Consider the following 25,460-nt stretch of genomic DNA (forward strand, 5'->3'; position numbering starts at 1 on the left):
GTCCCTCCCCCCGCCTCCGGCCGGGAGGCACCCCCGCCCACCGCAGGAGCCCCCGCCATCGAGCACACCGCCGTCGAACCTCCCGCCAACGGCCACCCGTTGCCGCACCCCGACCAGGCCCCGCCCGCCACCGTCCCGGTCCCCGCGCCCGCGGCCGGGGAGGGCCCGCCCGCCGGACGGCTCGGCCCCTTCCTCACCAACGGGCAGGCCGGCGAACAGCTGGCCCTGCTGAACGAGGTCGGCGGCAAGGTCGGCACCACGCTGGACCTCGGCTTCACCGCCCACGAGCTGTGCCAGGTGCTGGTCCCCCGGATCGCCGACTTCGCCTGCGTGGACCTGGTGGACGGGCTGATCTCGGACTCCGAGCTGCCCGCCGCCCGCCCGGACGACGACACCATGCTGCGCCGGGTCGCCCTGGTCTACAACGAGACCGGCGGCGCCTGGGACCACGTGCTCTCCGAGGGCTCGCTGGTCAGCATGCCCCGCCGCACCCCGCCCGGGATGGCCCTGCAGCTGAACCAGCCGGTGCTGGTCCCGGTGGTCAGCCCGGACGTGGCGGTCGACTACGCGATCGCGCTCGGCGGCGCCCAGTTGGCCCCGGTGGTCACCGGCCGCTCGATGCTGGTCGTCCCGCTCTCCGCCCGCGGCACCGTGCTCGGCATCCTCAAGCTGCTGCGGCTGCCGGACCGCGCCCCCTTCGACGAGGGCGACGCCGCGACCTTCAAGGAGCTGGCCGCCCGCGCCGCGCTGTCGCTGGACAACGCCCGGCTGCACCGCGCCGAGGCGCGGGTCGCCACCACCCTGCAGCGCTCGATGATCCCGACCCGCCCGCCGCAGATCCCCGGTGTGCAGATCGCCCACCGCTACCTGCCCGGCGATCCCAAGGCCGAGGTCGGCGGCGACTGGTTCGACGCGATCCAGCTGCCCGGCAGCCGGGTCGCCCTGGTGGTCGGCGACGTGATGGGCCACGGCCTGCACTCGGCGGCCGCGATGGGCCGCTTCCGCACCGCCATGCAGACCCTCGCCGCCCTGGACCTGCCGCCCGGCCAGCTGCTGCGCCACCTGGACAACCTGGCCCACAAGCTCGGCGACGACCACCTCGCGACCTGCCTGTACGCGGTCTACGACCCGATCAACCGGACCTGCGAGCTGGCCAGCGCCGGCCACGTCCCGCCGGTCCTGGTGCACCCGGACGGCAGCGGCGAGCTGCTGGAGATCCCGGCCGGCGCGCCGATCGGCGTCGGCGGGGTGCCGTTCGTCGCCAAGACCATCGACGTCTCGGACGGCTCGATGCTGGTGCTCTGCACCGACGGCCTGGTCGAGGTCCGGGGCGGGGACATAGGGGCCGGCCTGGCCGCGCTCTGCGGCAACCTGATCGACCCCCGGCAGAGCCCCGAGCAGGCCTGCGACGAGGTGCTGCGACGGCTGCACTCGGACGACCGCAAGGACGACGTCGCCCTGCTGGTGGCCCGCTTCGACGGGGTCGCCCCGTCCGAGGTGGCCACCTGGGACCTCACCGTGGACCACCGCGAGGTCGGCCGGGCCCGCTCGCTGGTGCGCGAGCAACTGGCCGGCTGGCACCTGGAGGCGCTCAGCGACACCACCGAACTGCTGGTCAGCGAACTGGTGACGAACGCCGTCCGGGTCGCCCGGGACACCGTGAAGCTCCAGCTGATCCGGGTGGACAAACTGCTCGTCGAGGTCAGCGACGACAACCACAACCTGCCCTCGCTGGAGCCGGCCGAGCAGCTCGGCGAGACCGGTCGCGGCCTCACCCTGGTCACCAAGCTCGCCGAACGCTGGGGCACCGCCCGCAAGGCGGTGGGCAAGGTCGTCTGGTTCGAGCTCCCGCTCCCGCACGCCTGACGGCCGCGCCGACGGCCGCCGGACGCCGAACGGCCGCGTACGGGCACCCGTACGCGGCCGGTGGAACGTCGTCGGCACCCGTCAGGGGATGACGGCGCCCGCCGAGCGGCGCCGCCGGGCCTCCACCGCGACCTCCCGCGAGGCGGCCGCGGCCACCGAGGCGGCGGCGCCGACCCCGGCCAGCACCCTCGGCCAGAAGTCCCCGAAGACCTCGACCGAGACGGCGATCAGCAGCGCGGTGATCACCGCGACCACGTGCTCCAGGCCGGCCAGGTTCGGCAGCACCACCGCCTCGCCGATCATCACCGCCACCACCAGGCCGCCGGTGAACCAGGCCCGGCAGCGGAACGCGATGCAGATCGCCAGCGCCACCACCGCGGCCGAGGGCCCGGTGTCCCGCACGTAGGCGACCCACTTCGGGAAGCCGAACAGGTGGTGCGGCCCGATCGCCACGCCGACCCGGGCGAACAGCGTGCCCGCCAGGGTGCAGGTGTAGGCGACCACCAGGGTCATCCGCCGGCCGAGCACGATCTCGGCGATCGCGAAGACCACGAAGACCTGGGCCAGCGCCCCCCAGACCGGAAGGTCCAGCGCCGGCACGTACAGCGAGAGCGGGGTCCGCAGCAGCGAGACGTCCAGCGGCAGCGCCGCCCGCACCACCCCGATGTTGTTGACGAAACGCTCTCCGCCCGGCAGGTGCTGGACGATGCTGAACAGCAGGATCAGAAACGTCGCGACGGTGGCCAGCGGAACGGCGGCGAACTTCTTTCGCACCACCGCGTCCCGGACCGTCGCGAACAACGTTCCCCACTCGGCGACAGCGGCCGATCCGGCGATTGCCAGCGGCCCCTTTCGCACGCCCCCCGCGTGGGTCCTGTGAATCACAGCTTTCTCCGAATCCCCGAACTCTCGACTACTCCAACATTAGAAGCCTCTTAACAAAGCCACATCGGCACGGATGTGGAGCGGGGTCATCCTCTGGGGGGAGGCAATCCCCCCATCGGCCCCCCATTTCGACCGACCGGCCCCCTCCGCCCCCCGACGGAGGGCTACCCCTTCCCGTCCCGGGCCGCGACCGGGAGCCGGGGCGCCACCACGGCGGCCCGGGCGTGCCGGCGGCGGAACAGGGCGGGCAGGCTCGGCGCGACGATGAAACCCTCGGCGCGCGCGCTCGCGATGCCGATCCGCGGAATCTCGCTGCTCTTCTCGAAGAGCAGGTAGCGCGGTTCCCAGATCGGCCGGTACTTGGCATTGGCGCGGTACAGCGACTCGATCTGCCACCAGCGCGAGAAGAATCCCAGGACCGAACGCCACAGCCGCAGCACCGGGCCGGCGCCGAGGCGCGAACCGCGTTCGAAGACCGAGCGGAACATCGCGAAGTTCAGCGAGACCCGCTTCAGCCCGACCTCCTCGGCGCGCTGCAGCAGCTCGATGACCATGAACTCCATCAGGCCGTTCTCGGTGTCCCGGGCCCGGCGCATCAGGTCCAGCGAGAGCCCGTCCGGGCCCCACGGCACGAAGCTGAGCAGCGCCTTGAGCTCGCCCTCGCCGTCGTGGCACTCCAGCATCACGCAGCGGCCGTCGCCCGGGTCCCCGAGCCGGCCGAGGGCCATCGAGAAGCCGCGCTCGGTGGCCCCGTCGCGCCACTCGTCGGCCTTGGCCACCAGCTCGGCCATCTCCTCCTCCGAGATGTCCTCGTGCCGGCGGATCCGCACCGTGTACCCGGCCCGCTTGACCCGGTTGTAGGCCTGCCGGACCACCCGCATCGCGCGGCCGTCCAGCGAGAACTCGTCCAGCTCGACGATCGCCTCGTCGCCCAGCTCCAGCGCGTCCAGCCCGTGCCGGGCGTAGATCACCCCGGCCTCCTCGGAGGCGCCCATCACGGCCGGCGCCCAGGCGTGCTCACGGGCCTCGGACAGCCAGGCGTCGATCGCGCCCGGCCAGGCCTCCGGGTCGCCGATCGGGTCGCCCGAGGCGAGCGAGACGCCGCCGATCACCCGGTAGGTGACCGCCGCCTTGCCGCTGGGGGAGAAGACCACCGCCTTGTCCCGGCGCAGCGCGAAGTAGCCGAGCGAGTCCCGCTCGCCCTGCTTGTCCAGCAGGCCGCGCAGCTGCGCCTCGTCCTCGGCGGTGAGCAGTTCCTTGCCGCGCGGGCTGCGGAAGGCCACGTACAGCACCAGCAGGAAGAGCACCGCGCCCATCGCGTTGATCGCGGCGTTCACCCAGGTCGGCGCGGCGATCACCGAGCGCAGGTGCTCGGACGGGGTGATCGTGATCATCCGGCCGACCGAGTAGCGGAACAGGTCCCAGAAGCCGGCGCCGGACAGCTCGTTGGTCAGCCAGACCAGCAGCGCGCCCACCCCGCCCCCGAACGCCAGCCCGGCGACGAAGGTGGCCGCCGCGGTCTTCGGGTTGGAGCTGTCGCCCTTGGACGTGAACTCCTTGCGCCCGATCAGCAGCGCCAGCACGAACAGGCAGGTCAGGACGGTGGAGATGTAGTTGAGCGGGTGGGAGTCGAAGCGCTCGTCCGGCACCAGCATGGCCGCCAGGTACAGCAGCGCGAACATCCCGCCGAGCGCCGTGTTGAAGATCCACGCGGCCCGCTTGCGCCGCCGCATCGCGATCGCGAGGAACACCGACAGCACCGCGCTGGCCAGGCCCGCGGTCATCAGGTACGGGGTGAAGTACTCGCCCTCGTTGTGCTCGTAGACCTGGTCGCGGAAGGGCACCAGGAGCACCGTCGCCACGTTCAGCAGCGCGATCAGCCGCAGGTACCAGACGGAGGCCGCGGCGGCCCTCGGACGCCAGCGGTTCAGCACGTCGCCGGGCCGGGGTCCGTGGGACGTGGCGGACGGCTCCGACTTCACAGTGGACGACACAGCTCAATTCCAAACGATCAGATGGTGGGGCGCATCCGCAAACGGCCCGGCGTCGGGCGCCCGCTCGGGCCCGACGGACTGACCGGCGACCTCACCCGGCCGACCGCCCGATTGGAGGATGCGGCCGGAAAAGGGTCAGCCAACTCCATGTTTCCCCACCGAACCTGAGAATTGCGTGAACCGGGTAGCGGATTCCCACCCCCGCCGAACGGCGGGGGTGATCAGCCCCCGGCGTTCGGCACCCCACTCGCACAACCCCTACTCTCGAAACGACCCACGCGGACCGCCCCGACCCGGCCGCCCGAACCGAGGAGGCACCATCACCACCACCCGCGTGCTGATCGTCGACGACGAGATCCTGGTCCGCTCCGGCCTGGGCCTGATCGTCGGCTCCGCCGACGACCTGGAGGTGGTCGGCGACTGCTCCGGCGGACAGGCCGAGGAACACGTCCAGCGGCTTCGCCCGCACGTGGTGCTGCTCGACATCCGGATGCCCGACCTCGACGGCATCTCGGTGCTGCGCCGCCTGCGCGCCCTGCCCGAACCGCCCGCCGTGGCGATGCTCACCACCTTCGACACCGACGAGTACATCGGCACCGCGCTGCGGGCCGGCGCGGCCGGGTTCCTGCTCAAGGACACCGCCCCCGAGCAGCTGGTGCACGCCGTCCGGGTGCTCGCGGCCGGCGGCAACATCCTCTCCCCGACCGTCACCCGCACCGTGATCGGCGGCTACGTGGACGGCGGCGGCCCGGACGCCGAGGCCACCGCGCTCGCCCGCACCCTCACCGGCCGCGAGCTCGACGTGCTCGCACTGCTCGGCGAGGGCCTGTCCAACGCCGAGATCGCCGACCGGCTCTTCCTCGGCACCGGCACGGTCAAGGACCACATCAGCGCGATCCTCGGCAAGCTCGGCGCCGCCAACCGGGTCCAGGCCGCCGTCCTGGCCCACCGGGCCGGGCTGGTCCGGCCCAAGCCCGGCGACGGGGCATGACGACCGCCGACCAACTGCCGTCCAGACGGCTGCCGGCCTGGTGCACCGCCCCCTGGCTGATGCTGCTGCTGCCCGTCCTCTACTCCCTGCTGGACGCCGCCCTGGTGGCCCGGGAGGCCGCCTGGTGGCAGGTGGCGCTGTCCACGCTGGCCGCCGTCGCCCTGTTCTGGCGCCGGCGCTTCCCGGTGACCGTGCTGCTGCTCACCATGCCGGGCAGCTTCGTGGACGAGATCTGGCTGGCCCCGATCACGGCCGTCTACTCGGTGGCCGCCGAGCGCCCCCGCCCCCGGATCGTGATCCCCTGCGGCGTCCTGTTCGCCCTGGTCGAGTTCTTCCACTGGCCGCTGCCCGAGGGCGTCCTCGACCTCAGCCGCGCCACCGCGCTGGACGCCATCCAGGCCGTGATGCTGGCGGCCGGCCCGGCCGCCACCGGTCTGCTCGCCCGCACCCGGCGGGAGCTGGCCGCCCGCCTGGACGAGCTGACCCGCGGCCAGGAGCGGGAGAGCCGGCTGCTGGCCGAGCGGGTGCTGATCAGCGAGCGCGGCCGGCTGGCCCGGGAGATGCACGACGTGGTCTCGCACCAGGTCAGCCTGATCAGCATCCAGGCCGGAGCGCTCCAGGTGAGCAGCCCCGACCCGGCGGCCGTGACCGCCGCCCGCACCATCCGCGAGCTGTCCGTACGGACCCTGGACGAGCTGCGCCAGATGGTCGGGGTGCTGCGCGGCACCGGCGGGCTGCCGGACGCCCCGCTCGCCCCGCAGCCCCGGCTGGCCGACCTGCCCCGGCTGATCGAGGAGAGCGGCCTGACCGCCGACTCCGAACTGGTCCCCGGCGACCGACCGTGGCCGGAGGCGGTCGAACGGGCCGCCTACCGCACCGTCCAGGAGGCGCTCACCAACATCACCAAGTACGCCCCGGAGGCGGCGGTGCACGTGCGGGTCCGGGCGAAGGGCCGCCGGCTGCGGGTCGAGGTCCGCAACGACGCGCCGCCGGTGCACCCCACCGAGACGCTGCCGGGTGGCGGCCACGGTCTCGTCGGCCTGCGCGAGCGCGCCCAGCTGCTGGGCGGCACCCTCACCGCCGGGCCGACCCCGGACGGCGGCTTCGAGGTCCGCGCCGAACTCCCGGCCAACCGCGGCTGATCCGCCCCGGCCCGGCGGAGGCACCGGTGCCGGCCGCCGTCGGGGAGGGGCGGACGACAAAAAAGCCCCGCAGATCCGTAGATCTGCGGGGCTTCGCTGTGCGCGAGGGGGGAGTTGAACCCCCACGCCCTTTCGGGCACTGGAACCTGAATCCAGCGCGTCTGCCTATTCCGCCACCCGCGCATGGGTGTTGTCCTCGTTGCCGACCGATCTTCCGGGGTGCTCGGTACCATCGGTACTTCGCACTTCCTTGGACCGGCCTCCCTTTCGGGCGGCCCTTCCGACATGGAAAACATTAGCACGACCTGGGGGGCTGCTCCGAATCCGTTGTCCGGAGACCCCGGCGACACTCGAACCCATGCCCGACGAACGCCCGTACGACTTCCGGAAGGGCGATCCGGCGGGCGCACCTGGCGTGCCGTACCCGAAATGCGTCACCCTGTGTGTCCGAGCCCACCCCCGGGCACCACACGGTCCGGGAACCGTACGGAAGGGCCCGGCGTGGATACGATCAGTACGGAAGTACCGCAAGTAGGAGGCGCGACCGGGTCCCGGGCGGGATCCGGCCGGCAGGCAGGCGAACGAACCCTGGAAGGGGGTGCCCCATGGGAGTGCTGAAGAAGTTCGAGCAGCGGCTCGAGGGTCTCGTCAACGGCACCTTCGCCAAGGTGTTCAAGTCCGAGGTCCAGCCCGTGGAGATCGCCGGAGCGCTGCAGCGCGAGTGCGACAACAACGCGAGCATCTGGAACCGCGACCGCACCGTCGTGCCGAACGACTTCATCGTCGAGCTGAGCCCGCACGACCACGAGCGGCTCAGCCCCTACTCCGGGCAGCTCGGCACCGAGCTGGCCGGCATGGTCCGCGAGTACGCGGAGGCCCAGCGGTACACGTTCATGGGTCCGCTCCAGGTGAACCTGGAGAAGGCCGACGACCTGGACACCGGGCTGTACCGGGTGCGCAGCCGCACCCTCGCGGCCGAGGAGCCCCCGCAGCAGCAGTACGCGCCGCCGCAGCCGGGCTACGACCGTCCGCCGGCCGCTCCCGCCCCCGGCGCACCGTGGCAGCAGCCCGGCGCCGGCCAGTACAGCGCGCCCCCGCCGCCGGCCGCGCCTCCCGCGATGCCCCCCGGCCCGCCCGCGCCCGCCGGCGGCAACGTCCGGGCCTTTCCCGGCGCGGGCCACGGCGGCGCCGGGATGCGCCGCTGGGTCGAGGTGAACGGCGCCCGGCACCAGATCACCGGCTCGGCCTGCGTGCTCGGCCGGTCGACCGAGGCGGACGTGCGGATCGACGACCCCGGGGTCTCCCGCAAGCACGCCGAGATCCGGCCCGGCACGCCCTCGATGGTGCTCGACCTGGGGTCCACCAACGGCATCGTGGTGGACGGACAGCACACCCAGCGCGCTACGCTCCGCGACGGCTCTCGAATCGTCGTGGGCTCCACCACCATCGTCTACCGGCAGGTCGAAGGGTAGTGTCCGAATTGTTCGCGCGCCTCGCTCACCGACTGGCGGGACGGCCATGTCAGAACTGACCCTCACGGTCATGCGGCTGGGCTTCCTGGCCGTGCTGTGGCTGTTCGTCATCGTCGCGATCCAGGTGATCCGCAGCGACCTGTTCGGCACCAAGGTGAACCCGCGGTCCTCCCGTCGCGGCACGAACACCACGGCCGCCGGCGGCGCCGCCACCGCGACCGCCGCCACCGTCGCGCGTGCCGCGGCACCGGCCCAGGCCGGCCCCGCGGCGGGCCAGACCCAGGGCGGCGGGGGGCGCCGTCGCGGCGGCCCGACCCAGCTCGTCGTGGTGCAGGGCTCGCTGGCCGGCACCACGGTGGCGCTCCAGGGCCAGACCATCACGCTCGGCCGCGCGCACGACTCCACCATCGTGCTGGACGACGACTACGCGTCCTCCCGGCATGCCAGGATCTATCCGGATCAGACTGGGCAGTGGACGGTCGAGGATCTAGGCTCCACCAACGGCACCTATCTGGACCGGCAGCGCCTGACCGCGCCCACCCCGCTCCAGCCGGGCATGCCGATCCGTATCGGCAGGACCGTCATCGAACTGCGGAAGTAGTTGGCGCATGAGGGACAGCATCCCGTCCATGACCCAGAGGGGGGCACAGGTCGCATGACCCTGGTGCTGCGCTTCGCCGCCGGCTCCCACAAGGGACTGATCCGGGAGGGGAACGAGGACTCCGGCTACGCCGGGCCGCGGCTGCTGGCCGTGGCCGACGGCATGGGCGGTGCCGCGGCCGGCGAGGTCGCGTCCTCCGAGGTGCTCGGCTCGATCGTCCGGCTGGACGAGGACGTGCCGGGCGCCGACCTGCTGACCCTGCTGGGCGACGCCGTCCAGGGCGCCAACGACCGGCTCCGGCTGATGGTCGAGGAGGACCCGCAGCTGGAGGGCATGGGCTGCACCCTGACCGCCATGCTGTGGACGGGTCAGCGGATGGGCCTGGTGCACGTCGGCGACTCCCGCGCCTACCTGCTGCGCGACGGCTCCCTGGTGCAGATCACCCAGGACCACACCTGGGTGCAGCGCCTGGTCGACGAGGGCCGGATCACGCCCGAGGAGGCCGAGACCCACCCGCAGCGCTCGCTGCTGATGCGGGCGCTGGACGGCCGCGGCCAGGTCGAGCCCGACCTGTCGATCCGCGAGGTCCGGGCCGGCGACCGCTACCTGATCTGCTCCGACGGCCTCTCCGGCCCGGTCAGCCACCAGACCCTCCAGGACACCCTCGGCAGCTACTACTCGCCCGAGCAGACCGTGCAGGAGCTGATCCAGCTCGCGCTGCGCGGCGGCGGTCCGGACAACATCACCTGCATCGTGGCGGACGTCATCGACGTCGGCGCCACGGACACCATGAGCGGCCAGTTCAATGACGTCCCGGTGGTGGTCGGCGCGGTCGCCGACGCCCCGCCGTCCTCGGCCGCCGCCGACCGCTCGATCGCGGACACCCCGGCCGGCCGCGCCGCCGGCCTCGGCCGCGGCCCGCAGGGCGCCTTCGGCCCGGCCGAGGGCTACCAGGAGGGCTACGGCGCCGCGCACGGCGGCTTCGGCCCCGCCGAGGGGTACGAGGGCGAGTACGGCTCCGGCGAGCCCTCGGTGTACGGCACCGAGGACTTCGACGAGGACCGGCCCGCGAAGCGCAAGCGCAAGGGCCTGACCGTCTCGCTGGCCGTCCTGGTCACGCTCGGCCTGCTCGGCGGCGCCGGCTGGTTCGGCTACCGGTGGACCCAGGACCAGTACTACGTCGGCACCCAGGACGACCACGTCGCGATCTACCAGGGCATCAACCAGAACCTGGCCGGTCTGAGCCTGTCCTCGGTGCACTCCTCGTACAGCAAGATCCAGCTGAAGTGGCTGCCCGAGGACCAGCAGGTCCACGTGAAGAAGACCATCTCGGTCGGCAGCATGAAGGACGCCCAGTCCACGGTCAACGAGCTCGACGGCTGGGTCCAGCTCTGCCAGCGGGCGGCGAGGGCGACCGCCCCGGCCGCACCGCCGGCCACCCAGGCGGCGCAGGCCGCCTACCTGGCCACCACGCCCACCCCGACCGAGAAGAACCGCGGCCCGGCCGCGGCGACACCGACCACCTCGCCCTCGGGCACGCCTGCGCCGACCGCTCCGGGGGCACCCGCCCCGGCGCCGAGCACCACCCCTCCGGTGGCCGGCGCGCAGGGCGACCAGGCTCCGCTGACCGATGACGAACTCAGCCGGGCCAACTCCTGCCCGAAGCAGTGACGTCCGTGATCCGACATAGGTCCGCCCCGAGCGGGCTTGCCGGCCGTCAGGGAGCGGTCACCACGTGAGCAGCTACGACCTGAGCGAAGAAACCACCCGGTCCGGCCGGCGCCGGGCGGCTGAACGTGCCGTCCCCCGCCGCCGGGGCAACACCACGATCTCCCCGCAGGAGACGCCCAACCGGCGCAACACCGAGCTGGCCCTGCTGGTCTTCGCGGTGCTGGTGCCGGTCCTCGCGTACGCCAACGTCGGCCTCGCGATGGACGGCAAGCTGCCCACCGGCATGCTCGGCTACGGGCTCGGCATGGGCGCCCTGGCGGTGGTCGCGCACCTGCTGGTGCGCCGCTTCGCGCCGTACGCGGACCCGCTGATGCTGCCGATCGCCACCCTGCTGAACGGGCTCGGGGTGGTGATGATCTGGCGGCTCGACAAGGCGGGCAAGCTGCTCCGGGGCAACTACCCGGCGGCCGAGAACCAGCTGATGTGGTCGGCCCTCGGGATCGCCGGCTTCATCGGGGTGATGGTGCTGCTGAAGGACCACCGGGTGCTGCAGCGCTACACCTACATCTCGATGGTGGTGGCCCTGGTCCTGCTCGCCGCGCCGGCCTTCTTCCCGTCCCGGGCGGAGGACTTCGGCGCCAAGATCTGGATCCGGATGGGCAGCTTCTCCATCCAGCCGGGCGAGTTCGCCAAGATCGTCCTGACGGTGTTCTTCGCCGGCTACCTGATGGTCAAGCGGGACGCCCTGGCACTGGCCAGCCGCCGGTTCATGGGCCTGTACCTGCCGCGCGGCCGCGACCTCGGCCCGATCGTCGTGATCTGGCTGCTCAGCCTGCTGATCCTGATCTTCGAGAACGACCTGGGCACGTCCTTCCTGTTCTTCGGCCTGTTCGTGGTGATGCTCTACGTCGCCACCGAGCGGACCAGCTGGATCCTGTTCGGCCTGCTGATGTCGGTCGGCGGCGCGGTCGCGGTCGCCTCGACCGCCAGCCACGTGAAGGTCCGCATCGACGCCTGGCTCGACCCGATGGCCGCCTTCAGCGCGAACCCGCCGAAGGGCGCCACCGAGCAGATCGGCCAGTCGCTGATGGCGCTCGGCTCGGGCGGGGTCACCGGCTCCGGCCTCGGCCAGGGCCGCTCCTGGCTGATCGCCTTCGCGGCCAAGAGCGACTTCATCCTGGGCTCCTTCGGCGAGGAGCTCGGACTGACCGGCCTGATGGCGATCTTCCTGCTGTACGCGCTGCTGGTGCAGCGCGGCCTGCGCACCGCGCTCGCCGCCCGCGACCCGTTCGGCAAGCTGTTCGCCGTCGGCCTCTCCTCGGCGATGGCGATCCAGGTGTTCGTCGTGGCCGGCGGTGTCACCGGGCTGATCCCGCTCACCGGTATGACCATGCCGTTCCTCGCCCAGGGTGGTTCGTCCGTGGTCGCCAACTGGGCGCTGGTCGCGATCCTGCTGAAGATCAGCGACAGCGCCCGCCGGCCCGGGGCCGAACCGGCCCCGGCCGCCACCGAGGGCCAGGGAGGACCCGCCCGATGAACAAGCCGATCCGCCGGGTCTCGATCTTCTGCCTCGTCCTGATCCTGGCCCTGATGGTGCGCACCAACTGGGTGCAGGGCGTCCAGGCCGATTCCTGGGCCACCAACAAGAACAACAAGCGCCAGCTGTACGACCGCTACGCCCACCCGCGCGGCAACATCATCGTCAGCGGCCAGCCGGTCACGAAGTCGGACTTCGTCGACGGCCTGCGCTACAAGTACAAGCGCTCCTGGGTCGACGGCCCGATGTACGCCCCGGTGACCGGCTACTCCTCCCAGGCCTACGGCTCCAACCAGCTGGAGAACCTGGAGGACGGCATCCTCTCCGGGACGGACGACCGGCTGTTCTTCCGCAACACCCTGGACATGCTGACCGGCGAGCAGAAGCGCGGCGGCGACGTCGTCACCACCATCAACGCCAAGGTCCAGAAGGCGGCCTTCGACGCCATGGGCAACAAGAAGGGCGCGGTGGTCGCCCTCGACCCGAAGACCGGCGCGATCCTCGGGCTGGTCTCCACCCCGTCCTACGACCCCGGCACCTTCGCCGGCGGCGAGGCGGCCGACACCAAGGCGTGGACGGACCTCAACGCGGACCCGAACAAGCCGATGCTCAACCGGGCGCTGAAGGAGACCTATCCGCCCGGCTCGACCTTCAAGCTGGTCACCGCGACCGCGGCGTTCGAGAACGGCCGCTACCAGAGCATCGACGACGCCACGGACACGCCCGAGCCGTACATCCTGCCGAACACCACCACCCAGCTGAAGAACGAGAGCCCGAACGAGCGCTGCGAGAACGCGACCGTCAAGTCCGGGATGGACCAGTCCTGCAACACGGTCTTCGCCAAGATGGGCGCGGACCTGGGCAAGGAGCGGATGCGCGCGCAGGCCGAGAAGTTCGGCTTCAACAGCACGATCGACACCCCGGTCCGGTCCGAGAAGAGCGTCTTCCCGGACAGCCCGAGCCTGGACGGCACCGCCCAGGACTCGATCGGCCAGCACGACACCCGCGCCACCCCGCTCCAGATGGCCATGGTCTCCGCCGCCATCGCCAACAACGGCAGCCTGATGCAGCCGTACCTGGTCGACCAGGAGCGCTCGGCCACCCTGACCACCGTCTCCAAGCACACCGAGAAGCAGTTCTCCCAGGCGATGAGCCCGGCCACCGCGCAGAAGATGCAGGACCTGATGGTCTCGGTGGTCGAGAACGGCACCGGCACCAACGCCAAGATCCCCGGCCTCCAGGTCGGCGGCAAGACCGGCACCGCGCAGCACGGCGAGGACAACGCGGGGCTGCCCTTCGCCTGGTTCACCTCGTGGGCCAAGACCGCGGACGGCCAGTCGGTCGCGGTCGCGGTGGTGGTCGAGGACGGTTCCCAGAACCGCGACGGCATCAGCGGCGGCCGGCTCGCGGCCCCGATCGCCAAGGCGGTGATGCAGGCCGCTCTCGGCAAGTAGGAGCGTGGATCCGAGGTGAGGGGAACGTCACGATCGCCGGCCCCGTCCGGATACCGGTCTGATATCGGCCGACGGTTGACTCCGGTCCGGTGCGGTGCGACCGGTAGCGTATCCGCCAGCAGCGGGTGTGCCCGTTGCCGCCCGCGAGGCACCGCACGGCTCGGCCGGAGAACCGGTCGCGGACCGCGCGGCGTCACCCAGAGCGTGCGGGGACACCTACGTCACAACCTCACCGGCGGGTGAGGGAGAGGGTCTGAACTATGGAAGAGCCTCGTCGCCTCGGCGGCAGGTACGAGCTCGGCGGCGTCCTAGGACGCGGCGGCATGGCCGAGGTGTACCTCGCCCATGACACCCGACTCGGCCGCTCCGTCGCAGTGAAGACGCTCCGGGCCGACATGGCCCGGGATCCGTCGTTCCAGGCCCGCTTCCGCCGCGAGGCGCAGTCGGCCGCGTCCCTGAACCATCCCGCGATCGTCGCCGTGTACGACACCGGCGAGGACTACATCGACGGCATCTCCATCCCGTACATCGTGATGGAGTACGTCGAGGGGTCCACGCTGCGCGAGCTGCTGCACTCCGGCCGCCGGCTGCTGCCCGAGCGCGCCCTGGAGATGACCATCGGCATCCTCCAGGCCCTGGAGTACTCGCACCGGGCCGGCATCGTGCACCGCGACATCAAGCCGGCCAACGTGATGCTGACCCGGCAGGGCAACGTCAAGGTCATGGACTTCGGCATCGCCCGTGCGATGGGTGACGCCGGTATGACCATGACGCAGACCTCGGCCGTCATCGGCACCGCCCAGTACCTCTCCCCCGAGCAGGCCAAGGGCGAGCAGGTCGACGCCCGCTCCGACCTCTACTCCACCGGCTGCCTGCTCTACGAGCTGCTGACCGTGCGCCCGCCGTTCGTCGGCGACTCGCCGGTCGCGGTGGCCTACCAGCACGTCCGGGAGGAGCCGCAGCCGCCGTCGGTCTTCGACCCCGAGGTGCGCCCCGAGATCGACGCGATCGTGCTGAAGGCGCTCGCCAAGGACCGCGACTACCGCTACCAGAGCGCCGACGAGATGCGCGACGACATCGAGCGCTTCCTCGACGGCCTCCCGGTCGCCGCCGCCCAGCAGGCCGCGTACGGCATGGGCGCCGCCGGATACGGCTACGACCAGAACGGCTACCCGCAGCAGCACGACCCGTACGGGCAGACCAACGTGCTGCCGCAGCAGCCCGGCGGCGGCCCGACCACCGTCCTGCCGCAGGCCTCCGGGCAGCCCGGCTACGGGCAGCAGGGCGGCTACCAGGACGACGGCTACGGCCAGACCTACGCCGGCGCCGCGGGCGGCGGCAACGACGACGGCTACGGCCGCGGCGGCGGCCGGCGGGGCGAGGACCCGCCGAAGAAGAGCAACACCTCCTGGGTCGTGCTGGCGGTGGCCGCCGTGCTGGTCCTGGTCGGCACCTTCTTCGTCGCCCAGGCGATGTTCGGCGACAAGGGCACCAAGGAGGCCGCGAAGGTCACCGCCCCGAACCTGGTCGGCAAGACCCTGGCCGAGGCCAAGACGGCCGCCGCCGGGGCCGGCCCCAAGCTCGTGGTGACCGAGGGCGACAAGATCGCCTGCCCGGACACCAACGTCAAGAAGGACCAGGTCTGCACCCAGACCCCGACGGCGGGCACCCAGGTCGCGGAGACCTCCACCATCACGGTGCAGGTCTCCTCGGGCCCGGCCAAGGCGCAGGTCCCCGGCGTGGTCGGCAAGCCCAAGGACCAGGCCGTCAAGGCGCTCGCCGACCTCGGCTTCACCAACGTCACCACCGAGTACAAGGACGACGACAACGCCGCGCAGGACACCGTCACCGCCCAGGACCCGGCGGCCAACGCGGCCGTCGACCCGAGCGCCGCGATCAAGCTGACCGTGTCGCAGGGCAAGGCCAAGGTGAACGTGCCGAACGTGGTCGGCGCCCAGAAGGAGGACGCGACGGCCACCCTCCAGGGCCTCGGCTTCCAGGTGGACGCCTCGAAGACCGCGCCGGCCCCCGACCCGAGCAAGGTCAACACCGTCTCCTTCCAGTCGGTCCCGGCCAACACCAAGGCCCCGGCCAACACCAAGATCGCGCTGACCATCTTCAAGGCGCAGGACAAGCCCCAGGTCCCGCCGCTGCAGAACGTCAAGCTGAGCGACGTCGGGCCCCAGCTGCAGAAGCTCGGCCTGACCTACATCGTGGTCAGCGGCCCTTCGGACCCGAACGCGACGGTGCAGCAGACCAACCCGCCGGCCGGCACCGCGGTCGACCCGAACACCCAGATCCAGCTGTACACCAAGGCGGCCGAGCCGCCCAAAGGGGGCGACCCCACCACCACACCCCCCAAAGGGGACCACTAAGCCTCCGGTATTCCCCTGGTTCGGCTGAACCGGGGGACCAGCAGCACGGAGCACGCCCGAGGGCCCGCCGCAACGCTTGCGGCGGGCCCTCGGGCGTTTCCGTACCCGGCCCCGGGGCCCCACGAGGCCCCGGAAGGTCCCCGGGAGGTCCCGGGGAGCCCCGTGCGGGGCCTCAGGGGCGCCGCAGCTCCGGCGGCGGGGTGCGCTTGGCATCCATGTCGTCCACCCGCACCAGGCTGCCCCAGACGGCCATCCGGTAGCGCGAGGTGTACACCGGCGTGCAGGTGGTCAGGGTGATGTAGCGGCCGGGCCCGGCGTAGCCGGAGCGGGCCGGGACGGGCGCCACGATGCCGGTGTCGTACTTGGACGTCTCCGCCAGGGTGCTGTCGACCTTGTAGACGTACCACTTGTCCTGGGTCTCGACCACGACGGCGTCGCCCCGGTGGACGGCGTCCAGGTCGTGGAACTTGGCGCCGTGGCCGTCCCGGTGGGCGGCCAGCGCGAAGTTGCCCTCCTGGTCCCAGGGCATCGCGGCCTTGTACGGCTGCTCGTACACGCCCGCCACGCCGTCGTCCAGGACCTCGGTGGAGGTGCCCAGCCGGATCAGCACCTGGAAGTCCCTGCCCATCGCCGGGACGTGCAGGAAGCCGACGTCGTCCCCGACCGCGAACTGCTTCGGCGCGGCCGTGGGCGCGGCGCCGGGGGCACCGGACGCGCCGGGGGCCGGGGTGGCACCGGGGGCGGCCGGGGGGCCGGGGTTCGGGCCCGCGGCCCAGCTGCCGCGCAGCCGGTCGGCGGCCTCCGAGGCCGAGCGGTCCGCCTGCACGTTGGTCCACCACAGCGAGTAGGCCACGAACAGGCCGAGCACCAGGCCCAGGGTGATCAACAGCTCGCCGAAGACGCCGAGCGCGGCCAGCGCCCGGTTCCGGCCCCGCCCGGCCCGCGGCTCGGGCGGGGGGAAGGCCTCCTGCGCCGGTTCGGCCGACTGCGCGGTCTCGTCCTGCATCTGCGGTGTTCCCCCTCCGGGCCGGGCGGCCGGGCGGCTACCCGCCCGTGATCGCGGCCGGCTTGCCCTGGGCACGCGGCCGTTCCTCGATCATCTTGCCAAAGACGATGAGACGGAACTTGGAGGTGAACTCCGGGGTGCACGTCGTCAGCGTGATGTAGCGGCCGGGACCGGTGTACCCGGCGCCGTTCGGCACCGGCTTGATCACGCTCACGTTGTTCGGGGAGGTCTCCGGGATGCCCCCGGTGACCTCGTAGGTGTAGTACCCGGCGGCGGTCTCCACCACGATCTTGTCGCCCTTGCCGAGCTGGTTGATGTACCGGAACGGCTCGCCGTGGGTGTTGCGGTGGGCCGCCAGCGCGAAGTTGCCCGCCTTGTCGCCCGGCATGCCGGTGCCGCTGTAGTGGCCGACCAGGCCGTTGTCGAGCACCGCCGACTTGGAGGTGCCCTCGGCGATCGGGAACTTCAGCCCCAGCTTGGGCAGGTAGATGATGGCGAAGCCCTTGCCGGGCTCGAACACCTCGGGCTTGTTCGGGTCCGGGGCCGGTTGGCCCGGCTGGACGGGCGGGGCGACCGCGTTGAACTGCTGCTCCAGCTTGTTGCGGGCCCCGTCGGCGGCCTCGTCGGCCTGCACGTTGGTCCACCAGAGCTGGTACGCCACGAAGAGCAGCATCACCACGCCGAGCGTTATGCACAGCTCGCCGACGCCCCGGGCGGCCACCACGAGCAGGGACTCCTTGGGACGCACCCGCCCGGCGGCACGGCCGCCCGCCCGGCGCCGGCCGTTGCCGGAGCGCAGCGAGGTGCGGCCCTGGGCGGCGCGGCGGCGCTCGGCCCGGCCGCCGGTGGGGGCCGGTTCGGCGGCCGGCGCGCCGAGGTCCGGGGGCAGCCGCAGCTGGAGGGTCTGGTCGGGCAGCCAGGGGTACTCGGGCCCGTCCACCAGGGGCTCCTGGGCCTGCTCGTAGACGCCCCAGGCGTCCTCGGGCACGGTCTGCCCCGGGTGCTGCCGGTAGGGCGCACCGCCGGTGCCGTCGTCCTGGCCCGGGTACCCGGGCCCGCCGTACTGCTGCACGGTGCCGTACGGGTCCGCCTCCGGCTGGAAGCGCCGCTCCGGACGCAGCGCGGTCACGCCGGTCAGCCCCGGCCGATCACCGGGGCGAGCCCGGCCGACCGGTCGACCGCCTGCGGGAAGCCGCACTCCGCGAGCCAGTTGGCGAGCATCCGGTGCCCGCCCTCGGTGAGCACCGACTCGGGGTGGAACTGCACGCCCTCGACGGGCAGTTCACGGTGCCTCAGGCCCATGATCACACCGCTCCCGGTGCGCGCGGTGACCACCAGCTCGGCCGGCACGGTGGCCGGCTCGACCGCGAGCGAGTGGTAGCGGGTCGCGGTCAGCGGCGAGGGCAGGCCCTCGAAGACCCCGCCGTCCTCGTGCTCGACCGGCGAGGTCTTGCCGTGCAGCAGCTCGGGCGCCCGGCCGACCACCGCGCCGTACGCGGCCGCGATCGACTGGAGGCCCAGACAGACGCCGAACACCGGCAGCCCGATCCGCGCGCAGTGGTGCACCATCTCGATGCAGACCCCGGCCTCCTCGGGAGCGCCGGGCCCGGGGGAGAGCAGCACTCCGTCGAAGCCCTCCTCGCCGGAGCGGCGGACGGCGTGCTCGACGGTCACCTCGTCGTTGCGCACCACCTCGCAGGTGGCGCCGAGCTGGTACAGGTACTGGACCAGGTTGAAGACGAAGCTGTCGTAGTTGTCCACCACCAGGATGCGGGGCGGGGTCGTCCGGGTCGTCATGCGCGCGTGGTCTCCGTGGGGTGCGGTGCGGGAAGGGAGTGCCGGGCCCGCCGGCTCAGCCGGTCGCGGCGCCGTCGCCGCCGTCCACTGTGACGTCGCCGAAGGGGAGCAGCGGTTCCGCCCACGGGAAGACGTAGGTGAAGAGGAGGTAGACGATCCCCAGGACGAGGAGCAGCGAAATGACGGCCCGGACCAGGGTGTTCCCCGGGAGGTGACGCCAGATCCAGCCGTACATGGTGCTCCCTCGACGTAGCGGACTGGGTTAAAGAGTAGACCCGCCGTGCACGGCCGCGGGGCCGGTCCGCTACTGCTGCCCGCCCGCCGACCGCAGCTCGGTGGTGCCGGAGTAGCCGGGCAGGTTCAGCTCGCCGCTCTCCTGGACCTTCCAGCCCAGCCCGTACGCCTGGACGTACTGGAGGTACTTGCGGATCGTCGGGTCCGCGTCGACGGCCGAATGCAGGGCGTCGGTCCGGCCCACCGCCTTGACCACGTACGGCGGGGAGTAGACCCGGCCCTGGAGGAGCAGGGTGTTGCCGACGCAGCGGACGGCGCTGGTGGAGATCAGGCGCTGGTCCATCACCTGCACGCCCTCGGCGCCGCCCCGCCACAGCGCGTTGACCACCGCCTGGATGTCCTGCTGGTGGATGACCAGGTCGTTGACGCGGGGCTCGGGCACCCCCGGGATGCGCGCGGTGGCGTTCGGCGGGGCGTCGTTGAGGGTGACGGTCAGGCCGCCGCCCTGGAGCGGCTCCAGCGCGGCGCCGGAGCGCAGGCCGTCCAGCTGCGCGGTGTCGGCGGGGTCGTGGCCCTGCTGTTCGGTGAGCTGCTGGGCGCGGGCCTGGAGGTCGGCGAGCTGGGACTGCGCCTGCTGGTTCTGCGCGCTGCGCTGGCGGACCACGTCGCCGAGGCTCAGCAGCGAGTTGTCGGTCCGCAGGTCGGTGCCGCGGGCGGTCTGCGCGCTGATGTAGAAGAGCAGACCGGCGAGCGCGAAGACGGCGCAGGTCAGGGCACGTCCGACAATTCGGGTGCCGGAACGGCGGGTAGGGGCCGGCTCAGGGGGAATCGACAAATTAGTCACCGTACCCTTATCTCCTCAAGACCCGCCGAGCCACTACGCTAACGGACGCCGGTGGCATGTGGCGGAGCGGTCCCCAGGACGTTCTCCACGGCCGACCGCAGCCGATTCCACCCGCTGCACCCTGCGCGGTCTCACAGCGCATCGACAGGAGAGCTCCTCGTGCCGAAGTCTCGACTCCGCAAGAAGTCCGACTACACCCCGCCGACGACGGCCGCGGTGAAGATCAGTTCGGGCCGCAGTTGGGTCGCCCCACTGATGCTGGCGCTGTTCCTGATCGGCCTGGTGTGGATCGTCACCTACTACGTGACCAGCGGCACCTACCCGGTCGAGAGCTGGCGGAACTGGAACATCCTGGTCGGCTTCGGCTTCATCGCCGCAGGGTTCGGCGTCTCCACCCAGTGGAAGTGACGGCCCGGCCGTCCTGAGGCTCTGATTCGAGCCGTTTCCCGCCGCTCCGGATCGCTCGTCCCGGGGCGGCGGTGAGGCGTGCCCGGAACCGGTCGGGAATCCGGTCGTTTGTCCCCACCATCGGACTGGCGTGCTTATCCACATGGTTATCCACACTGGGGAAAAGTCTCCCCAGCCTGTGGATAACTTTCCCGGGCGGGGCCGTGCACAGCTGTGCACAACTCCCCGGAAACGAGAAAACCGCACAGCAGGACACGCGTAGAACAGCAGTCCGCAACCCGGTGGCCGCACAGCCTGTGCACAACCCCGCACCCGCTGTGGACAAACGTCCGGGCGGTCAGGCCCCGTAGAGGGCCATCCCGGTCAGCAGCATCCCCGCCTCGACCGCCACCGCGCCCGCCACCGCCAGCGCCTGGACCAGGCCGCGGCGCTCGCGCGGGGCGTACATCAGGCCGGCCGCGGTCAGCGCGCCGAGCACCAGCCCGCCGACGTGCGCCCGCCAGTCGATGCCCGGGCGGGAGAAGGTGACGACCAGGTTGAAGACCAGGAACGCCATCGCCGGGCCGAGCGGGCCCCTGTTCCGCAGCTGGAGCACGATCGTGGCGCCGATCAGCCCGAAGACCGCCCCGGAGGCGCCCACCGAGTTCATCCAGTCGCCGGCCACCAGGAAGGCGAAGGTGCTGCCGCCCAGACCGGAGACCAGGTACAGGGCCAGGAAGCGCAGCCGGCCGAGCGCCTCCTCCAGCGTCGGGCCGAGCCAGAACAGCACCAGCATGTTCATCCCGACGTGCCACCACTCCAGGTGCAGGAAGGTGGCGGTCAGCAGCCGGTACCACTGGTCGGGGCCGTCGGCGATGCCCGCCGGGCCGCCGAGGATGTCCCGCCCCGCGCTGAACAGCGACCAGGTCTGGCCCAGCCGCGGGGTGAGCACGTAGGCCGCCAGCACCCAGACCACGACGTTGAGGCCGATCAGCACCCGGGTGACCAGCCCGCCGTCGGCGGCCAGGGCGCCACCGAACCGGGTGGTCGCCCGACGCGTCCCGGCGTGGCCGTCGCCGACGCACTCCGGGCACTGGAAGCCCACCGAGGCGGTCACCATGCACTGCGGGCAGATCGGCCGCTCGCAGCGGGTGCAGGAGACCCCGGTGGGGGTCCGCGGGTGCCGGTAGCAGCCGGGCGGACCGGCCTCCGGGGACCGATCGGCCGACGGCCGCGGCTCGTCCGGGAGCATCAGCGGAGTCCCCTTCCCGTACACGACCTCCGAAACCGCCAGCCTACTGCCGCGCCCCCGCTCCCGGACCGGCTCCCCCACAACCGGCCTCCCGCCACCCCGCCGCCCCGCAGGGCCCCGCGAACGGCCCACCCCGACCTGCCGTCGGACAAATCAGGATGCATGATCAGCATTCAGGTGGATATGTGCATATAGGACGCCACCCAGGAGGAGAGACTCGTGAGCTTTTCGGATTCGGCCCGAGAGACGGCCACCAGGACCCGGGACACCGCCGCACACTTCGCGGACGGCGCCAAGCAGCGCCTCGGCCCCGCCTTGGACGCCTTGGGCCCGAAGGCCGCGCTGGCCGCCCACAACCTCCGCATCCAGTACGACAGGCATCTCGCCCCGCAGATCGGCCACGCCTTCGCCAGCCTGCCGCCGGAGGCCCAGCAGAACGCCCTGAAGGCCCTCCACCGGGCCCAGGAGGCCGCTCTGGCGGCCCGCCTGTCCGCCGCCCGGGCCGCGGACCAGGCCCGCACCACCGTGGCCCCCAGGGTCGCCCAGGCGGTCGAGGAGGCCCGCGCCACCGTCGGCCCGGTCGCCCACGAGGCCCAGACCCGCGGCGCCGCCGCGCTGACCGCCCTCCAGGGCAACGTCAGCTCGGCCGAGATCAGCGAGCTGGCCGCCCGGAACGCCAGGAAGAAGGACTGCAACCGCCTGGCCTCCGGCCTGGCCGTGGCCGGTCTGCTGGCGATCGGCGGCGGCATCGTGGCCTGGCAGTGGTGGCGCCGGCACAGCAACCCGGAGTGGCTGGTCGAGCCCCCGGCACCGCAGGAGCCCCGGCCCACCGGCGCGCACGCCGCGTCCGCGCCGGTGAACGGCTCCGGCCCGGACGCCACCGCCGAGGGCACGGACGGGGCCCCGGTCGGCGAGAACGACGGCCCCGCCCCCGAGGACGACGGCCCCGGGCCGCGCTGACCGTGCGGAGACCGCCGGAAACGCAGATCGGCCGTCGACCAGGATCCTGGTCGACGGCCGATCGGCTACTGCCGTGGATTGTGGAGCATAGGAGACTCGAACTCCTGACATCTGCCTTGCAAAGGCAGCGCTCTACCAACTGAGCTAATGCCCCTCGACGGCACCGCGCGCGTGCCAACGGGCACTAGCGTACCGGTTTCCGGCGCGATTCCCAGCGCCGTCCCCCTGGAACGGTGCTGTTCCATGGGGTCGGCCGGTCCGGTTCGCCGACCGGGCCGGCCGGCCCGGGAGGCGCCGACGGGCGCCTCCGGAGTTCGTCGATCGTCAGATCGCCGGGGGCTCAGCGACCGGCCGGAACCGGGTCGGTGGCCTCGGTCCACAGGTCCTGCTCGGCGCGGTCCGCCTGGACCTGACGGTAGACAAAGAAGCCGCCGAGGGCGACCAGGGCGACCAGGAGAAGCTTCTTCACCGCGGGACCTCGTCCTTCTTGCGTTGACGGACTCAAGAGCCGGATCCGGCCTGACTGACCGGGCCGACGAGTCCAGTTGTGTTTCGAGCGCGAACGGGCTGCCGAGTGCCAGACTGCCCTTGCGGCCGATGATACACACCGGTGTCCCAATCGTGACCAGCCACCGGTACGGCCAACCCGGCGGTCCGGTCCCGGGATTGACGCCGCACCTCCTGGCGGGCGGTCCGGCCGCCCCCGGACCGTCCGCCGCGCCCACGGGTCAGGCCCCGCCCCCCGGGCCCCGCACCGCCCCGGCCGCGGGGCCGTTCGCCGGGCGGTCCGGCACCACCACCACGGCCGTGCCGCCCGCGAGGTCCACCCTGGTCCGCGGCGGCGCCCCCTCGCCCTCCTCGTCCCGCAGCATCAGCGTGCTGCCGCGTTCGTCCAGCTCGTGCTGCTTGCCCGCGGCGAACTGCGCGTGCAGCTGCTCGAACCCGGTTGCCGAGATCTGCCCCTCCCGACCGGTCCCCCGCCAGGGCACCCAGCGGGCGCGGCCCGCCCTCAGTGCCAGCTGGTCGAGCACCGCCAGCACCGCCAGGGCGCAGACCAGTCCGGGGATGCTCATCGCCCACAGCACCGCCATGCCGTCACCAACCCTCCACCGTGTTTCCCCGGGGAACCGTCGGGACGGGCGCACGGTTCCCGGTCCGGCGGCGGGAAAAGCGGCGGGAAGAGCGGCGGGAGGAGCGGCGGGAAACGCCGAAGGGCCCGGAGTGGATCACTCCGGGCCCTTCGGGGAGGTGGGCCTAACAGGACTTGAACCTGTGGCCTCTTCCTTATCAGGGAAGCGCTCTAACCGTCTGAGCTATAGGCCCTCACCGAACAGAGATCGTACCGGATCCCGGCCGCTCCACGGCCCCGCCCGATCTCGAAAGAGTCGAAGGGCCCGGAGTGGATCACTCCGGGCCCTTCGCGGTTGTGGGCCTAACAGGACTTGAACCTGTGGCCTCTTCCTTATCAGGGAAGCGCTCTAACCGTCTGAGCTATAGGCCCTTGCCGCACTGAAAGATTAGCGGACCGACGGCCGATCTCCCAAATCCGGCTCGGCCGGGGTAACAGCGACACCCCCCGCGACCAGCCCCGGCGCACCGGCCGAGGACCGCAGCAGCCACTCCTCGCGGGTCGGCGGCAGGCCCGCCGAGCCCTCCTCGGTGCTGCGGACGGCGAGGACCTGGTTGATCCCGATCCGGTTCTGCTCGAAGGCGAGCGCGGAGGCCGCCATGTACAGCCGCCAGACCCGGGCCCGGCCGCGGCCGACCAGCCGGACCGCCTCCGTCCAGTGCGCCTCCAGGTTGGCCACCCACTCGCGCAGGGTCAGCCCGTAGTGCTCGCGCAGCGACTCGACGTCCCGGACCTCGAAGCCGGCCTCCTCCAGCCGCGCCACGGTGGAACCGACGGGGGAGAGCTCGCCGTCCGGGAAGACGAAGCGGTCGATGAAGGGGCTGGTGCGGTGCTGTTCACCGGGGAGGTCGGGGCGGCGGGCGATCTGGTGGTTGAGCAGCCGGCCGCCGGGCACCAGCAGCCGGTACAGGCCCTCGGCGTAGACCCGGTACTGCTCGGCGCCGACGTGCTCGGCCATCCCGACACTGGAGATCGCGTCGAAGGGCCCGTCGGTGATCTCCCGGTAGTCCTGCAGCCGGACCTCGACCCGGTCGGACAGGCCGGCCTCCTCGACCCGGGCACGGGCCAGCGCGACCTGCTCCCGGGAGATGGAGACGCCGACCGCGGTGACCCCGTAGTGCTTCGCCGCGTGCAGCAGCAGTGAGCCCCAGCCGCAGCCGACGTCCAGCAGGCGCATCCCGGGGCGCAGGCCGAGCTTGCGGCAGATCAGGTCGAGCTTGGCCTCCTGGGCGGCCTCCAGGCTCTTCGACTCCGGCGTCCAGTAGGCGCACGAGTAGACCATCGAGGAGCCCAGCACGATCCGGTAGAAGTCGTTCCCGACGTCGTAGTGGTGGCTGATGGCCGCGCGGTCCCGGCTGCGGCTGTGCAGGCGCCCCGAGGCCCTGCGGACCTCCTCGCGGGGCGGCTCGGGTTCCAGGCCGACCGCCCCGGCCCGCAGCACGGCGGCGAGCACCCGGCGGCCCCTGGCGCCGACCACGTCCCGCGGGCCGAAGGCCAGGGTGCGGATCTCCGGCCGCTCGGCGAAGCGGGCGACGGCGGAGAGCGTCTCGTACAGGTCGGTGCCGGGGGCGATCTCGAGGTCCCCCGCGACGTAGGCCCGGGCCAGGCCCAGTTCGTCCGGCCGCCAGATCAGCCGGCGCAGCGCCCGACGGTTGCGCAGGACCACGGTGGGCGCGCCCGGCGGCCCGGCGACACTTCCGTCCCAGGCCTGGACCCGCAGCGGTACCGGGACCCCCAACAGCCCTTCCAGGGCCTCCACCAGTTGACCTGCGAGCTTCGCCACCGCGCGCCTCCGTCCAGTCGTCCTGCGGAACCTCAGCCGACCCGGTCGGGCGGATCGGGGGCGGCCTGCGGCACTCCCGG

General features: G+C 72.3%; 22 protein-coding genes and 4 tRNA genes. 11 read left to right on the forward strand and 15 right to left on the reverse strand.

What is annotated here, in order from left to right; genetic code table 11:
* Positions 1-1,866: SpoIIE family protein phosphatase (locus tag ACFVVA_RS20055; protein WP_387691248.1), on the forward strand; the 1,866-nt coding region annotated here is incomplete at its 5' end.
* 81 nt (positions 1,867-1,947) lie between these two features.
* Here ACFVVA_RS20055 and ACFVVA_RS20060 read toward each other — a convergent pair.
* Complete coding sequence (locus tag ACFVVA_RS20060) at positions 1,948-2,640, reverse strand: hypothetical protein (protein ID WP_387691250.1); 693 nt, start codon at positions 2,638-2,640, stop codon at positions 1,948-1,950.
* A 275-nt stretch (positions 2,641-2,915) separates the two neighbouring features.
* A complete protein-coding gene (locus tag ACFVVA_RS20065) occupies positions 2,916-4,745 on the reverse strand; it encodes a phosphatidylglycerol lysyltransferase domain-containing protein (protein WP_387691252.1) in 1,830 nt (609 codons plus the stop codon).
* Positions 4,746-5,085: 340 nt separating this feature from the next.
* Here ACFVVA_RS20065 and ACFVVA_RS20070 point away from each other — a divergent pair, with 340 nt between their 5' ends.
* Positions 5,086-5,736 (forward strand): response regulator transcription factor, encoded by a 651-nt coding sequence (locus ACFVVA_RS20070; RefSeq protein ID WP_359912234.1) that lies wholly within the window; start codon positions 5,086-5,088, stop codon positions 5,734-5,736.
* A complete protein-coding gene (locus ACFVVA_RS20075; protein ID WP_387691254.1) occupies positions 5,733-6,878 on the forward strand; it encodes a sensor histidine kinase in 1,146 nt (381 codons plus the stop codon). The genes ACFVVA_RS20070 and ACFVVA_RS20075 overlap by 4 nt, the downstream gene beginning before the upstream one ends.
* Before the next feature lie 99 nt (positions 6,879-6,977).
* Here ACFVVA_RS20075 and ACFVVA_RS20080 read toward each other — a convergent pair.
* Positions 6,978-7,061: transfer RNA gene (locus ACFVVA_RS20080), tRNA-Leu, on the reverse strand.
* 422 nt (positions 7,062-7,483) lie between these two features.
* Here ACFVVA_RS20080 and ACFVVA_RS20085 point away from each other — a divergent pair.
* The 6 genes from ACFVVA_RS20085 (at position 7,484) to pknB (ending at position 15,988) form a co-directional block, all read left to right on the forward strand.
* Positions 7,484-8,350, forward strand: a complete 867-nt coding sequence (locus tag ACFVVA_RS20085; RefSeq protein ID WP_359912199.1) for a DUF3662 and FHA domain-containing protein — start codon at positions 7,484-7,486, stop codon at positions 8,348-8,350.
* Positions 8,351-8,396: 46 nt separating this feature from the next.
* Positions 8,397-8,951 carry an FHA domain-containing protein gene (locus ACFVVA_RS20090; RefSeq protein ID WP_387691257.1) on the forward strand — a complete coding sequence of 185 codons (555 nt, stop codon included), beginning with the start codon at positions 8,397-8,399 and terminating at the stop codon, positions 8,949-8,951.
* A gap of 54 nt (positions 8,952-9,005) precedes the next feature.
* Positions 9,006-10,622 carry a PP2C family protein-serine/threonine phosphatase gene (locus ACFVVA_RS20095; RefSeq protein ID WP_387691259.1) on the forward strand — a complete coding sequence of 539 codons (1,617 nt, stop codon included), beginning with the start codon at positions 9,006-9,008 and terminating at the stop codon, positions 10,620-10,622.
* Between the two features lie 157 nt (positions 10,623-10,779).
* The gene (locus tag ACFVVA_RS20100) at positions 10,780-12,159 is read left to right on the forward strand and encodes an FtsW/RodA/SpoVE family cell cycle protein (protein WP_359912237.1); all 1,380 of its coding nucleotides are present in this window, start codon (positions 10,780-10,782) and stop codon (positions 12,157-12,159) included.
* On the forward strand, positions 12,156-13,613 hold the full coding sequence (locus tag ACFVVA_RS20105; protein ID WP_387691261.1) for a peptidoglycan D,D-transpeptidase FtsI family protein: 1,458 nt from the start codon (positions 12,156-12,158) through the stop codon (positions 13,611-13,613). The genes ACFVVA_RS20100 and ACFVVA_RS20105 overlap by 4 nt, the downstream gene beginning before the upstream one ends.
* Positions 13,614-13,873: 260 nt before the next feature.
* On the forward strand, positions 13,874-15,988 hold the full coding sequence (pknB, locus tag ACFVVA_RS20110; protein WP_387691263.1) for a Stk1 family PASTA domain-containing Ser/Thr kinase: 2,115 nt from the start codon (positions 13,874-13,876) through the stop codon (positions 15,986-15,988).
* A 172-nt stretch (positions 15,989-16,160) separates the two neighbouring features.
* Here the strand turns inward: pknB and ACFVVA_RS20115 are convergent, their stop codons facing one another.
* The 5 genes from ACFVVA_RS20115 to ACFVVA_RS20135 all read right to left on the reverse strand — a co-directional run bounded on the left by ACFVVA_RS20115 (position 16,161) and on the right by ACFVVA_RS20135 (position 19,860).
* The gene (locus tag ACFVVA_RS20115) at positions 16,161-16,994 is read right to left on the reverse strand and encodes a class E sortase (protein ID WP_387691265.1); all 834 of its coding nucleotides are present in this window, start codon (positions 16,992-16,994) and stop codon (positions 16,161-16,163) included.
* Positions 16,995-17,031: 37 nt separating this feature from the next.
* Entirely contained in the window at positions 17,032-18,123 is a 1,092-nt protein-coding gene (locus ACFVVA_RS20120; protein ID WP_387691267.1) for a class E sortase, read from the reverse strand.
* Positions 18,124-18,128: 5 nt separating this feature from the next.
* Positions 18,129-18,791 carry an aminodeoxychorismate/anthranilate synthase component II gene (locus ACFVVA_RS20125; protein WP_359912219.1) on the reverse strand — a complete coding sequence of 221 codons (663 nt, stop codon included), beginning with the start codon at positions 18,789-18,791 and terminating at the stop codon, positions 18,129-18,131.
* 55 nt (positions 18,792-18,846) lie between these two features.
* Positions 18,847-19,026: a hypothetical protein gene (locus ACFVVA_RS20130; protein ID WP_049656795.1), complete on the reverse strand. Its 180-nt coding sequence runs from the start codon at positions 19,024-19,026 to the stop codon at positions 18,847-18,849.
* Between the two features lie 69 nt (positions 19,027-19,095).
* Entirely contained in the window at positions 19,096-19,860 is a 765-nt protein-coding gene (locus ACFVVA_RS20135) for a DUF881 domain-containing protein (RefSeq protein WP_387691270.1), read from the reverse strand.
* A gap of 168 nt (positions 19,861-20,028) precedes the next feature.
* On the opposite strand from ACFVVA_RS20135, the gene crgA reads away from it, so the two are divergent.
* Positions 20,029-20,277 carry a cell division protein CrgA gene (gene crgA, locus ACFVVA_RS20140; protein WP_224283164.1) on the forward strand — a complete coding sequence of 83 codons (249 nt, stop codon included), beginning with the start codon at positions 20,029-20,031 and terminating at the stop codon, positions 20,275-20,277.
* A gap of 337 nt (positions 20,278-20,614) precedes the next feature.
* Here the strand turns inward: crgA and ACFVVA_RS20145 are convergent, their stop codons facing one another.
* Complete coding sequence (locus ACFVVA_RS20145) at positions 20,615-21,508, reverse strand: rhomboid family intramembrane serine protease (protein WP_387691272.1); 894 nt, start codon at positions 21,506-21,508, stop codon at positions 20,615-20,617.
* A gap of 219 nt (positions 21,509-21,727) precedes the next feature.
* On the opposite strand from ACFVVA_RS20145, the gene ACFVVA_RS20150 reads away from it, so the two are divergent.
* Complete coding sequence (locus ACFVVA_RS20150; protein WP_387691274.1) at positions 21,728-22,468, forward strand: DUF5324 family protein; 741 nt, start codon at positions 21,728-21,730, stop codon at positions 22,466-22,468.
* Positions 22,469-22,549: 81 nt separating this feature from the next.
* On the opposite strand, the gene ACFVVA_RS20155 is transcribed toward ACFVVA_RS20150, so the two are convergent.
* The 6 genes from ACFVVA_RS20155 to ACFVVA_RS20180 form a co-directional block, all read right to left on the reverse strand.
* A tRNA-Ala gene (locus tag ACFVVA_RS20155) sits at positions 22,550-22,622 on the reverse strand.
* Positions 22,623-22,808: 186 nt separating this feature from the next.
* The gene (locus ACFVVA_RS20160; protein WP_014137031.1) at positions 22,809-22,937 is read right to left on the reverse strand and encodes a DLW-39 family protein; all 129 of its coding nucleotides are present in this window, start codon (positions 22,935-22,937) and stop codon (positions 22,809-22,811) included.
* Positions 22,938-23,196: 259 nt separating this feature from the next.
* Positions 23,197-23,559 carry a DUF6191 domain-containing protein gene (locus ACFVVA_RS20165; protein ID WP_387691276.1) on the reverse strand — a complete coding sequence of 121 codons (363 nt, stop codon included), beginning with the start codon at positions 23,557-23,559 and terminating at the stop codon, positions 23,197-23,199.
* Positions 23,560-23,717: 158 nt separating this feature from the next.
* Positions 23,718-23,791, reverse strand: a tRNA-Ile gene (locus ACFVVA_RS20170).
* Positions 23,792-23,895: 104 nt separating this feature from the next.
* A tRNA-Ile gene (locus ACFVVA_RS20175) sits at positions 23,896-23,969 on the reverse strand.
* A gap of 16 nt (positions 23,970-23,985) precedes the next feature.
* Positions 23,986-25,380: a class I SAM-dependent methyltransferase gene (locus tag ACFVVA_RS20180; protein WP_387691278.1), complete on the reverse strand. Its 1,395-nt coding sequence runs from the start codon at positions 25,378-25,380 to the stop codon at positions 23,986-23,988.
* Positions 25,381-25,460: the final 80 nt, after the last annotated feature.

The sequence above is a fragment of the Kitasatospora sp. NPDC058048 genome (assembly GCF_042885555.1).
Taxonomy (GTDB): domain Bacteria; phylum Actinomycetota; class Actinomycetes; order Streptomycetales; family Streptomycetaceae; genus Kitasatospora; species Kitasatospora lactacystinica.

What these genes read in the sequence shown, in the direction of transcription:
- ACFVVA_RS20075 (WP_387691254.1), top strand. Translation starts at nt 5,733, where the DNA reads ATGACGACCGCCGACCAACTGCCGTCCAGACGGCTGCCGGCCTGGTGC.
- ACFVVA_RS20085 (WP_359912199.1), top strand. Translation starts at nt 7,484, where the DNA reads ATGGGAGTGCTGAAGAAGTTCGAGCAGCGGCTCGAGGGTCTCGTCAAC.
- ACFVVA_RS20090 (WP_387691257.1), top strand. Translation starts at nt 8,397, where the DNA reads ATGTCAGAACTGACCCTCACGGTCATGCGGCTGGGCTTCCTGGCCGTG.
- ACFVVA_RS20095 (WP_387691259.1), top strand. Translation starts at nt 9,006, where the DNA reads ATGACCCTGGTGCTGCGCTTCGCCGCCGGCTCCCACAAGGGACTGATC.
- ACFVVA_RS20105 (WP_387691261.1), top strand. Translation starts at nt 12,156, where the DNA reads ATGAACAAGCCGATCCGCCGGGTCTCGATCTTCTGCCTCGTCCTGATC.
- pknB (WP_387691263.1), top strand. Translation starts at nt 13,874, where the DNA reads ATGGAAGAGCCTCGTCGCCTCGGCGGCAGGTACGAGCTCGGCGGCGTC.
- ACFVVA_RS20115 (WP_387691265.1), bottom strand. Translation starts at nt 16,994, where the DNA reads ATGCAGGACGAGACCGCGCAGTCGGCCGAACCGGCGCAGGAGGCCTTC.
- ACFVVA_RS20125 (WP_359912219.1), bottom strand. Translation starts at nt 18,791, where the DNA reads ATGACGACCCGGACGACCCCGCCCCGCATCCTGGTGGTGGACAACTAC.
- ACFVVA_RS20130 (WP_049656795.1), bottom strand. Translation starts at nt 19,026, where the DNA reads ATGTACGGCTGGATCTGGCGTCACCTCCCGGGGAACACCCTGGTCCGG.
- ACFVVA_RS20145 (WP_387691272.1), bottom strand. Translation starts at nt 21,508, where the DNA reads ATGCTCCCGGACGAGCCGCGGCCGTCGGCCGATCGGTCCCCGGAGGCC.
- ACFVVA_RS20165 (WP_387691276.1), bottom strand. Translation starts at nt 23,559, where the DNA reads ATGGCGGTGCTGTGGGCGATGAGCATCCCCGGACTGGTCTGCGCCCTG.